General features: G+C 68.1%; 6 protein-coding genes. 1 reads left to right on the top strand and 5 read right to left on the bottom strand.

Annotation, left to right across the window (positions count from 1 at the left end):
* Position 1 precedes the first annotated feature (1 nt).
* Genes mbtD through A5782_RS16775 form a run of 4 tightly spaced genes read right to left on the bottom strand, consistent with a single transcriptional unit; the run spans position 2 to position 8,650 of the window.
* Positions 2 to 3,049 carry a mycobactin polyketide synthase MbtD gene (mbtD, locus tag A5782_RS16790; RefSeq protein WP_067102596.1) on the bottom strand — a complete coding sequence of 1,016 codons (3,048 nt, stop codon included), beginning with the start codon at positions 3,047 to 3,049 and terminating at the stop codon, positions 2 to 4.
* Complete coding sequence (locus A5782_RS16785; protein ID WP_369815644.1) at positions 3,049 to 4,380, bottom strand: polyketide synthase; 1,332 nt, start codon at positions 4,378 to 4,380, stop codon at positions 3,049 to 3,051. The genes mbtD and A5782_RS16785 overlap by 1 nt, the downstream gene beginning before the upstream one ends.
* 5 nt (positions 4,381 to 4,385) lie before the next feature.
* Positions 4,386 to 5,147, bottom strand: a complete 762-nt coding sequence (locus A5782_RS16780; protein ID WP_067102522.1) for a thioesterase II family protein — start codon at positions 5,145 to 5,147, stop codon at positions 4,386 to 4,388.
* A gap of 8 nt (positions 5,148 to 5,155) precedes the next feature.
* Positions 5,156 to 8,650 (bottom strand): non-ribosomal peptide synthetase, encoded by a 3,495-nt coding sequence (locus A5782_RS16775; RefSeq protein ID WP_067102518.1) that lies wholly within the window; start codon positions 8,648 to 8,650, stop codon positions 5,156 to 5,158.
* 96 nt (positions 8,651 to 8,746) lie between these two features.
* Between A5782_RS16775 and A5782_RS16770 the strand changes: the two genes are divergently transcribed.
* A complete protein-coding gene (locus tag A5782_RS16770; RefSeq protein ID WP_067102515.1) occupies positions 8,747 to 10,411 on the top strand; it encodes a (2,3-dihydroxybenzoyl)adenylate synthase in 1,665 nt (554 codons plus the stop codon).
* Positions 10,412 to 10,438: 27 nt separating this feature from the next.
* On the opposite strand, the gene A5782_RS16765 is transcribed toward A5782_RS16770, so the two are convergent.
* Positions 10,439 to 11,500 (bottom strand): 3-deoxy-7-phosphoheptulonate synthase, encoded by a 1,062-nt coding sequence (locus tag A5782_RS16765; RefSeq protein ID WP_067102513.1) that lies wholly within the window; start codon positions 11,498 to 11,500, stop codon positions 10,439 to 10,441.
* Between the last annotated feature and the right edge of the window lie 157 nt (positions 11,501 to 11,657).

Genomic DNA, 11,657 nt, shown 5'->3' with positions numbered 1-11,657 from the left:
GCTAGGAGTCCAACCTTTCGAGCATCGCGAGCGTTGAGTGGTGCGCAACGTTGGCAGCGCCGGCGCGCTCGAATGACGGCGCCGCCGCGGGCCCGCCGGTTGAGTCGGCACGCAACGCGTCGATCAACTCGGTCACGGTGATGCCACCGAGCATGCGGGACACCGGAATCGAGTTCCCTACCGTCCGGCGCAGGCGCTTACGTAAATCGAGTGCGAGCAACGAGTCCACACCCAGGTCGATCAGCGAGGTACCCGGGTCGATCGATAGCGAGTCACCCAGGTGCAACGTCGCGGCCAATTCGGCCCGCACCACTTCGGCCAGTGGCTTCTCAACCGAGACATCGCGGTCCTCGCCCGTACCGGTCCGTGAAAGGCTGAACGGCATTGGCATGCCCTGGCTTTCAAAGAACACCTGAAGCCGCTCGAAGTCCGCGTCGAAAATCAGTGGATCGCCGTCGTAGCGGTACAGACTGGCTTCGATCGCCTGCTCCGGTTCCATTGCCACCAGGCCGGAGCGCTCGGTGCGGGTGATCTCGTTGCCCACTACTACCCCGGCGCCTTGCCACAGTCCCCAGCGGATTGCCGTGCAGTCGTGGCCCTTGGCGCGCAACTGGGCGGCCAACACGTCGAGCATCCGGTTGGACGCCGCGTATGCCGCGTGGTTGTAGCCGCCCCAGACTCCGAATACCGATGAGCAGGCCAGGATCCGGCAGTCACGCCGCAGCGGCCACACGTCGGCCAGCAACGCCAGTCCGCGGACCTTGGCCGCGGATACCGCTGCCACATCCGAACCGGTGAGTTCGGAACGCGATCGCGCCTGCGCGATGCCTGCGGTGTGGATCAGCAGTGAGGCGCCCGAACCCGCATACTGGTCTGCGACTGCGGCCAGTGCGGCGCGATCGGTGATATCGCACTGAGGGGCAAGCACTTTGGCGTCATGCCGGTCGGCGAGCTCACGCAGCACCGTCGGATCAACACCGTTGCGGCTCAACAGGGTGATGGTCCGGGCACCGCGTTGCAGGCAATACCGCGCATACTGCAGTCCGATGGCTCCGCTGCCGCCGGTGATCAGGACATCGTCCAACGTGGCGGCATCGAGTGGTCGCCGGGTTGCCGACTCGCGGCACGCACGGAACGTGCGGACGTGGCGTCGCGGCGATTCGGTGCCCCGCAGCGCGACTTCGCCCACATCGCCGAGCAGCGCCTCGACGACGGCCCGTGCCGTGGCGGCATCGACGTCACGGTGTTCGAGGTCGAGATGCCCGAATGCCTGGTCCGGGAATTCGAAGCCGGTGCTGCGATGCATGGCCGCCAGCGCCGCCTGTGCCGGGGAGACGTTGGGGTCGTCCCGGTCGATGTGTTCGGAACCGGCGGTGAGCAGCCAGACGGCCCGGCATCGTGGGCCGATGAGTGCGGGGTAATCGGGTAGGCCCGCCCCGGGCCTACCGGCCATCTCCTCGATTGCGGAGATGGCGTCGAGCTGGTCGAGCTCTGGCGCGGCTACCACGAGGATTTCCGCCTCGTTCGGTGACACCGTTCGGCAGCCGCCATGTGCCGCAATGGCATCGATCAACTGCTGTGCCAGCGCGCCCGCACCGACGAATCCGATGTCGGGGGCGGTTGCTCCCGGCGTGATCGGCGCGGTCGTCGGCTGCCAGTCCTCGACGGCCACGGTGAGTGCCGGTGCCGGCGTCGCTTCGGTCACTCGTTGCGGTGCCGCCCACAGGTGCACCGCACGCATCGGTGCGTTCGGGAACCCGCGCAGCGCGGGCCGGTCGGCCCGCGGGACCGCGCCGGCCCACTGGCAGCCGGGGTCGGCGGTCGCGATGGCGGCGATGCTCGCCGACAGCGAATCGGTGATGGATCGGTCACGATGGCCCGAACCGATGATGACGGTCGACTCGTCGTCGACGATGTCGCCCAGCGGGTAGAGCAAAGACGGGTGCGCCGAGAGCTCCACGAACGCATCGGCCCCACAGCTGCGGGCATGCTGCACGGCGAGATCAAATCGCACTGTGCCACAGAGGTTTTCATACCAATAGCCGGAGAAGTCGGTCGCGTCCCCCACCTCGGCGCCCAGCGTGGAGCCGATGAACCTCACCGGCCCGTCCCGGAAAGATGACTTGGGTGTCAGCTCGGCCAGACTCGCGCGCAGCGGCCGTAGTGCGCTGGTGTGTCCGGGATAGTCGACGGATAGCTGCTGGCTGAAGATGCCCCGTCGTTGGGCCAGCTCCACCGCGGCGGCCACCGCGTCGTGATCACCGGCGACCACGGTGGACGACGGTCCGTTGACCGCGGAAACTTCCAGCCAGCCGGGCATCTCGGCTAGCAGCGACGCCGCGACGTCAAGGCCGGTTCCGAGCACCGCCATCGCATAGCGGCCGGTCAGGTGGTCGACGACGGTGGCGCGGGCAACCACCAAAGCGACTGCGTCCGGCAGTGATACCGTTTGCGCCACATAAGCCGCCGCCACCTCGCCGAGGCTGTGACCGATGGTGATATCGGGTAGCACCCCGCAGGATCGCCATGCTTCGGCCAGGCTCACCGCGTGGGTGAACTGCGCTCCCTGGATCTCGGTGCGCGACCAGTTTCGTTCTTCGTCGCCTACCAGATACGGCAGCGGAGAAGGGAATCCGGCGGACGCGAACGCTTGGGCGCACCGGTCGGCGGCCTCGCGGTAGGCCGGTAGCCGTTGGTAGGCGCCGGCGCCCATCGCCTGCCATTGATTGCCCTGGCCGGGGAACACGAACGCGATGCGCGGTGGCGTTGTCTTCGCGGAGCGCGAGACCAGCTCGTGCTCCTCGCCCCCGGCGATCGCGGACAGTCCCGCGACGAGTTCGGCGCAGTCTGCCGCTCGTACCACCGCGCGGTGACGTCGCACCCGCCGCAACCGCAGCAGGGTGGAGGAGACCGCAGCGGTCAGGTCTGCCGAGTCCTCGGCGCGGGCCACGTAATCGGCGATCGCCGCCGCGTCCCGGCGGATCAGCTCTGGGTCGTGGGCAGTGAGCAGGACCGGGATGCGCCCGTCCGGCAGCCCATGGGTAAGCATCATGCGACCTCGGGAACGGAGACGATCAAATGTGCGTTGGTCCCGGCGATCCCGAATGCGGACGCCGCGGCCGTGCGCTGCCCGTCGATCGCAGGCCACGGCGTCAAGGTCTGGCTCAACCGCAAACCTTGTTTCTCCCATTCGATTTCGGGGCTCGCGTTGCAGGCGTGCAGGGTGGGTGGGACGGCGCCGTGTTCGGCGGAGACCAGCACCTTGGCCAGTCCCAGCGCGCCGGCGGCGGCCAAGGAGTGACCCACGTTGGATTTCACCGAACCCAGCAATGCTCCGGCGCCGGGTGCGGTATCGCCGTAGGTCTGGGCCAGTGAGCGCAACTCGGTTCGGTCGCCGAGGCGGGTGCCCGTACCGTGCCCCTCGATCATCCCCACTTCGGCGGGCTCGATCCCGGCCTGGGAGATGGCCCGCTGGAACAGCCGGACCTGGGCATCGCCACTGGGCGCGCTCAGACCGGCGCTGCGGCCGTCCTGATTCATGGCGGTGGCCCGCACCTCGGCCAGGATCTGCCGGCCGGCACGCAGCGCGGCCGATTTACGTTGCAGCACGAACATCGCCGCTCCCTCGGCCCACACGGTGCCGCTGGCCTGCGCACTGTAGGGGCGGCAGTATCCGTCGTCGGAGAGTGCGTGTTGTTTGGAGAACTCGACGAAGAAACCCGGCGAGCCCAGCACGTTGACCCCGCCCGCAATGGCCAGATCGCAGTCGTCGTTCTGCAGCGAGCGCACCGCGACGTGGAACGCCACCAGCGCGGACGCGCACGAGGAATCCAGGGTCACTGCAGGCCCGGACAATCCCAGCGTGTAGGCGATGCGGCCCGAGATGACACTGAGCGCGGTCCCAGCGAGCAGATGACCGCTGTGCTCAGAAAACTGGGCCATCTCGGGTCCGTAGCCGGTGGCCGAGGCGCCGACGAAACAGCCCACATCGTGCCCGGCAAGGTCGTCGGGATTGATGCCGCTGTTCTCACACGCACGCCAGGCCACCCGAAGCGCCACCCGCTGCTGCGGATCCATCACGACGGCTTCACGGGGTGAGATGCCGAAGAACTCCGGATCGAATGTGGTTGCGCCGGTGAGGAACCCGCCGCGGTCATGAATCTCTTTGAAACCGCTGCGGCGCGAGCCGGCGAGCAGTTCGCGCACCGCCCAGCCGCGGTCGGCGGGAAACGGGCCCAGTGCCTCACGGCCGTGTGCCAGCAGATCCCAGTAACCCTCGGCGGTTTCGATGCCGCCGGGTGCCTCCACACCCATTCCCACGATCACGACCGGGTCGGCGCGCTCGGCGTCAAGACCGCCGCCGAAACGATCGTCAGATATTGGTATCACTCGGCATTCACCTGCGCGGCGATCGCTTCGACATGGTCATAGACATAGAAGTGCCCGCCGTCATACAGCGAGACGGCGAACGATCCGGCGGTGTGGGATTCCCACTGCCGAAGCACGCCGGTGGCGATGCGGTGGTCATCGTGGCCGCCCAGCACGTGGATGTCGGCGCCGATGCGAACATCGGGGCTGGGGTCGTACCCGTTGAAGGCCTGGTAGTCGGCGCGCACCGCGGTGGTCAGTAGTTCGGAGAACTCTTCGTCGGCAAGCAGTTCGGGATCGGTACCGCCCAAATCGGCGATATCGGCCAGCAGTCCGTCGTCGCTGGTCGGTAGTTCGGGCATGTCGGCGACGACGCATGGCGGCGGGCCCGCCGACACCCAGAGCTTGTGTACAGCAGCGCCGTGCGTTTCGGCGACACGGGCGAACTCGAAGGCGACGACGGCGCCCATGCTGTGCCCGAACAACTTCAGCGGTGCGACGCTGGGCCATGGCGCGGCCTGGAAGAGGCTGGTGGCCAGGTCGTGCACGCTTTCGTGCGCGGGTTCGCTGAGGCGGTCGGCCCGCTGCGGGTACTGCACGATGTAGGTGTCACCGCCTGTGGCCAGGGCAGCTGCCAGTACCCGATAGCTTGCGGCGGCCGCGCCGGCATGGGGAAATATCACGGTGGCACCGGCGGATGACCCGTTGCTGCGGCCCGGGGTCAGCTTGATCCAGGACGGGAAGGTGGAAGACACGGCGATCAGGTTATTCAATGTCATTGCGCCATTTACGATTTCGTGGATTGCTGAGAGGCCGCCAGAACCGATTCGGCATCCATGCCGATAACCTCCAGATACAGCTCGGCGACCTGCTCGAGCCGGCCGTGGTCGTTTTCGCCGGCGCTGAGCACCGCAGCGAGCGCCGACACGGTTCGGTTGGCGAAGATGTCGGCGACCATGATGTCCGGGGCATCCAGCCAGGCCCGAATTCGCGCCACCGCCTGGGTGGCGAGCACCGAATCACCGCCGAGCGCGAAGAAGTCGTCGTCGACCCCGACGCTCTCCCGGCCGAGCAGATCGCCGACGATCATCGCCAGCGCCGATTCCAATGGCGACGACGGGGCGCGGTGGCCCGGGCGCTGCGATTGCGAAACGGCGGTTGCCAATTCGCGTGCGACGGCTCGGCGGTCGAGCTTTCCGGCATTGGTGAAGCCGATGCGCTCCACCACCGTGATGTGGCGCGGGATCATGTGCGCGGGCACGAGGTCGCCGAGACGCAACCGGATGCGTTCGGCGGTCAGGGAGGTGTCGTCGGTGCACACCTGCGCGGCCAGCACGTCGGATTCCCCGGACACTGCGATCAGGGCGGCCACCGCCGTGCGTACCCCGGGCACGCGCCGCAACGCGGTCTCGATCTCGCCCAGTTCGACTCGGTAGCCGCTGACCTTGACGCGGTCGTCGGCGCGACCCACGAATTCGAGGGTGCCGTCCGGCCAGTAGCGGACCAGATCACCGGTGCGGTACCAGATTCGGCCGTCATGCTCGACAAAGCGTTCCGCGGTGAGATCGGGACGTCCTCGGTAGCCGCGAGCGATGCCCCGGCCGGACACCCAGTATTCGCCGGGAACCCAGTCGGGGCAGTCAGCGCCGGTGTCGGCGACGACGCGGCAGACGTTGTTTGGAAGCGGGACGCCGAAGGGCAGGGCCGTCCAGTCCTCCGGTATCGCTTCGGTTACCTCGAAAATGGTGTTGTGCACCGGGGTTTCGGTCGCACCTCCGAGGCCCGCAAAGCGCAGGTCGGGCGCCTCGGCCTGTAGGCGGCGCACCACCTCGGGTCGCACCCAGTCGCCTCCGGTGGGGATCACCCGCACCGAGGACAGCCGCCCGCGGCCCACCTCGATCAGCATCTCCAACCAGCCGGGCATGAAGTGGAGCACCGTGACTTGATGAGTCTCGATGAGCCGGGCCCAGGCATCGGGGTCACGCCGCTGCGCTTCGTCGACCACCACGATGGCGCCGCCGGTGCGCAAGGTGACGAACACGTCCATCACCGAGATGTCGCCTTCCAGCGTCGACAGGGCCAGGCACCTGTCCGCGGGGCCGATCTCGAAGTGATGTCCAATGAATTCCACCGTGTTCATCGCCGCGTCGTGGGTGACCTCAACCCCTTTGGGTTCTCCGGTGGAGCCCGAGGTGAACAACACATAGGCGAGCTGGGCGGGATCGATTCTGGCGAAGTGAATTTCGATGGGGGCGTTGCGCGGGATATCGGCAAGCACCAGTTCTTTCACCGGCAAGGACAGCCGTTGTCCGCCGCACACCACGGCCAGCCGCACCGCACCGGATTCGAGGATGCGCTCGGCGCGATCGCGCGGCTGGTCGACGCCGATCGGCAGATAAACAGCACCGACCGAAAGGATGGCCAGCAACGCCGGAATCTGCTCGGCGGTTTTCGGGCCCATCACCGCGATGGTGTCGCCGGCGGCTACCCCGGCGACGCGCAGCGCCGCTGCCACCGCCAGCGCCTGATCGCGCAGTTGCGCGTAGCTGAGGTCACCGGAACTCGCGAAGACCGCCGGTGCGTCGGGTTGCTGCTCGGCTTGCCGGAAGAACCCGTCGTGCAAGGCTTCTCCACTGGGTTCGGCGGTGCGAGTGTTGGCCGCCTCGCGCACCGCGCGCTGTGCCTCCGGCAGCGCCGAGGGGCCCAGCGCGTCCCACGCGTCGTCGGTCGAGGCCAGCCGGAGCAGCTCGTCGATGTGATAGGCGAACATGGCGTCGATGACGCCAGGGGGGAACAGTCCTTCGCGCACATCCCAATTCACCAGGACGCCGCCGTCGAACTCGGTGACCTGCGCGTCGAGCAGCACCTGCGGCCCCTGGGAGATGATCCATCCCGGTGTGCCGAATTGGTCGGTCACATCGTGGCTGAACAGTTCGCCGAGCCCCAGCGCGCTGGTGAAGACCACCGGCGCGAGCACCTGGGTGCCGCGCTGACGGCTGAGGTCACGCAGCACCGACAGCCCGGGGTAGGCGGAATGGGCGGCGGCGGTGCGCATGGCGTCCTGCACGACCTGTGCCCGGGCCGCCGCGGTGCCCGCGCCGACGAGATCGACGTCGAGCAGCAGCGAGGAGGTGAAGTCACCGACCAATGCGTCGACGTCGGGATGCAGCGCCTGGCGCCCGAACAGCGGGACGTTCAGCAGAAAGCGCGAGCTGGTCGACCAGCGCGCCAGGGTATTGGCGAACCCCGCGGCCAAAGCCATCGCAGGGGTGATGCCGCGCGCTTGGGCGCGGGCAAACAGCGCATCGCGGGTTTCCGGGTCCAGCCAGTGCCAGCGTCGGGTGCTCTGATTCGAGCCGCGCCCACCGGTCGACGGCAACGCCGGCGGGTCCGGCAGCTCGCCGACGCGCTGCACCCACCACGCTCGGTCGGCCTCGCGCGCGGGTTGCGGCTGCGCGTCGCCGGCCTCGATGGCTTGGCGGTACTGCCGGTAGGTGTAGCTCAGCTCGGGGAGGTCGCGGCCGGCGTAAAGGGCCGCCAGATCGGTCATCAGGGTGCGATAGCTCATCGCGTCGGCGGCCTGCATGTCCAGGTCGACGTGCAGCCGCGACCGCTCAGCCGGTAGCAGGGTCACCGCCAGTTCGAACACCGCGCCGTCGAGCTGCTGGTGCGATTTGGCGTCGCGGATCGCGGCGAGCCGCTGGTCGACCTCGTCGGTGCTCTGAGAGCGCAGGTCCTCGACCGTGACCGGGAAGTCGCCGCTCTCGTCGGCCGGGGTGATGCGCTGGGTGCCGTCGGGCAGGAACTGGACCCGCAGCATCGGGTGGCGACGTGCCAGCGCGGTGGCCGCCGTGCGCAGGCGTTGGGCATCGATCGGACCGCCGTCGAACTCGACGTAGAGGTGCCCGGCGACGCCGCCCAGCTGCTGGTTGTCTTGGCGACCGACCCACATCGCGTGCTGCATCGGGGCCAGGGAAAACGGCTCGAACTCACCGGATGGCTCAGCGCCCCCGGGCGCCGCGGCAGGAAATGCCTGGTCGGCGCCTTGCCCGCCGGCGTCGACCAACCGCGCCCAGGCCTCGATCGTCGGGATTTCGGCCAGCGCGGCGAAGTCGACGGCGATGCCCTGGCGACGCCAGCGACCGGCCAGCGTCATGATCCGTATCGAATCCAGGCCCTGGCCGATGAGGTTGCCACCCGGCTGAACTGCATCGACGGCGACGCCGAGCAGTTCGGCCACCTCCGCCCGGATGTCCTCCGAGCGTGCCGAGGCGTGCACCACAGACCCTCCCTGATTTAGCACAGGCTGCCCTAATTTTTTGGTTACCCTATCCTTACTCCCTGCGTCCCCGCTACTAAGCCCCCCGTCTAAGGAGCCATGAGCCCGCACACACCGCAGCCGCTGGCCGGAGTCCTCGACGGGTTCGTGCCCTTCCCCGCCGAGCGGGCCGCCGCCTACCGGGCGGCCGGCTACTGGACGGGACGGACCCTGGACACGATCCTGACCGACGCGGCCCGGCGATGGCCCGACCGAATAGCCGTCCTCGACGCCCTGGGCGACACCGGCTTCAGTTATGCGGACCTCGACGACCAGGCCAGCCGCGCGGCCGGTGGACTGCGGGCCGCGGGTATCGCGCCGGGCGACCGGGTGTTGCTGCAGTTGCCGAACAGCTGCCAGTTCGCGGTGGCGCTGTTCGGGCTGCTGCGGGCGGGGGCGATTCCGGTGATGTGCCTCCCCGGCCATCGTGCCGCCGAACTAGGGCATTTCGCCGCGGTCAGCGAGGCCACCGGACTGTTGATCGCCGATACCGCGGGAGGCTTCGACTACCGGGCGATGGCGCGGGGGCTGTCCGAGGAGCACGCCGCGCTCCAGCACGTCATCGTCGACGGCGACCCCGGACCGTTCACCTCATGGGCGCAACTGCGTGATCAGGCCGGCACCGGCGCGCCGCCATCGACGGCCGACCCGGGATCGCCTGCGCTGCTGCTGGTTTCCGGCGGCACCACGGGCACACCGAAGCTCATCCCCCGCACCCACGACGATTACACCTTCAACGCGAAGGCCAGCGCCGAACTCTGTGGGCTCACCGCCGACGACGTCTATCTGGCGGTGCTGTCGGCCGGCCACAACTTTCCGCTTGCCTGTCCGGGATTGCTCGGCGCCATGGCCGTCGGCGCCACCACCGTTTTCGGCACCGACCCAAGTCCCGAAGCGGCTTTTGCCGCCATCGCGCGCCACGGCGTCACGGTGACCGCCCTGGTGCCGGCTTTGGCCAAATTATGGGCGCACGCCTGCGACTGGGAGCCGGTGACGCCAAAGACTTTGCGGCTCTTGCAGGTTGGCGGCGCCAAGTTGGAAGCCGAGGATGCCCGCTTGGTGCGCAGCGCGTTGACCCCGGGTCTGCAGCAGGTGTTCGGGATGGCTGAGGGTCTGCTGAACTACACCCGGCTCGATGATCCTCCGGAACTCACCGAGCACACCCAGGGACGGCCCATGTCTGCCGCCGACGAACTGCGCGTGGTCGATGCGGCGGGTAAGCCGGTGGCCCCGGGTGAGGAAGGCGAACTCTTGGTCCGGGGGCCGTACACGTTCAACGGCTACTTTCGCGCTGAGCGCGACAACGAGCGCAGCTTTGACCCCGACGGCTTCTTCCGCAGCGGTGATGTGGTGCGGCTGCGCAACGACGGCTATCTGGTGGTGACCGGTCGGGTCAAAGACGTGATTTGCCGTGCCGGCGAAACGATTTCCGCCGCGGACCTGGAGGAACAGCTGCACAGCCACCCGGCGATCTCCTCGGCCGCCGCGGTCGCGCTGCCCGACGCATACCTGGGCGAGAAGATCTGCGCGGCAGTCGTTTTCCACGATGCCGCGCTGTCACTCGCGGAATTGAACGACTACCTCGACGAGCGAGGTGTGGCCGCGCACGCCCGCCCCGACGTCTTGGTCGCGATGGCGTCACTGCCCACCACCCCGATCGGCAAGATCGACAAAAAGGCGATCGCCAGCCACGTTTCGGCCCAACACGTACACGCGCGACAGTAAGGCTGCGCGGCCGATCGCAGCTCGCGATCAGCCCTTCGCCGCGTAGAGGTCGGCGAGCAAGCCGGCCGTGGTCGGGAAGTCCATGCAGTGGTCGGTCACCGACTGGCCGTAGACCAGTTCCCCGCCGAGCGATTGGGCCCCGGCCACCAGGAAGCTTTCCAGCATCAGACCGGCGATACCGCGCTCGCCCGCGGCGATGCGCGCGGTCACCTCGGCGGTGACCTCGGCCTGCCGCACGTGGTCTTTGGCGGAGTTGGCGTGTGAGCAATCGATCATGACCTGCCCGGAAAGCCCGGCCATGCCTAACCTTTCGATGGCAGTCACCACCGAAGCGGTGTCGTAGTTGGGCCCGGCGGTGCCGCCCCGAAGGATCACGTGGCAGTCGGGGTTGCCCATGGTCTGCACGACGGCCGCGCGACCCACGTTGTCGGTGCCGAAGAAATGGTGCGGCGCGGCCGCGGCTTTGACGCCGTCGATGGCGACCTGGATGTTGCCGTCGGTGCCGTTCTTGAACCCGACCGGCATCGACAGCCCGGACGCCAACTGGCGGTGCACCTGCGACTCGGTGGTACGGGCGCCGATCGCACCCCAGGCGACGGCGTCGGCGATGTACTGCGGACTGGTGGGCTCCAGGAATTCACATCCCACCGGCAGGCCGACGTCGATGATGTCGAGCAGCAAACCGCGCGCGATGCGGATGCCGCGTTCGACGTCGAAGCTGCCGTCCATGTCGGGGTCGTTGATGAGTCCCTTCCAGCCGATGGTGGTGCGCGGCTTCTTGAAGTAGACCCGCATCACGATCTTCAGCCGACCGGCGTACTCGGCGGCGAGCGGCGCGAGCCGGCGCGCGTAATCGAGTGCGGCGACGGGATCGTGCACCGAGCAGGGGCCGACCACCAGTAACAGCCGGTCGTCACCACCGGCCAGGATCGCCGAGATCTCCTCGCGATCGCGCTGCACGGCCTGGGCACGCCGGGCCGTCAACGGCAGCTCGGTGCGGATCGCCGCGGGCGCCGAGAGCTCCCGGAACGAAACGATCCGATGATCGGACGTATCGATAGCCGCCGTCTCGCAATTGATGATGGACATGGAGGGTGTGTGCCTTTCTCTGCTGGCTCCCAGGGCACGCCCGCTGGTTCCCGATGCCCTGAAAAACGAAAAGCAGCGACCTTGTGGTCACTGCCGGGCTCCGGGTATCAGTCGTGCGGTTGCGTCAACCAGACGCTGCATCGCTGGCTCCACCCGG

Source organism: Mycobacterium sp. 852002-40037_SCH5390672 (assembly GCF_001665875.1).
Lineage (GTDB): Bacteria > Actinomycetota > Actinomycetes > Mycobacteriales > Mycobacteriaceae > Mycobacterium.
Note: the sequence above shows the minus strand (reverse complement) of the source record. Positions and strands in the feature narration are given on the sequence as shown.

Excerpts from the sequence above, each read along its gene's own strand:
- mbtD (WP_067102596.1), bottom strand. The coding sequence starts at position 3,049 with ATGCTTACCCATGGGCTGCCGGACGGGCGCATCCCGGTCCTGCTCACT.
- A5782_RS16780 (WP_067102522.1), bottom strand. The coding sequence starts at position 5,147 with ATGACATTGAATAACCTGATCGCCGTGTCTTCCACCTTCCCGTCCTGG.
- A5782_RS16770 (WP_067102515.1), top strand. The coding sequence starts at position 8,747 with ATGAGCCCGCACACACCGCAGCCGCTGGCCGGAGTCCTCGACGGGTTC.
- A5782_RS16765 (WP_067102513.1), bottom strand. The coding sequence starts at position 11,500 with ATGTCCATCATCAATTGCGAGACGGCGGCTATCGATACGTCCGATCAT.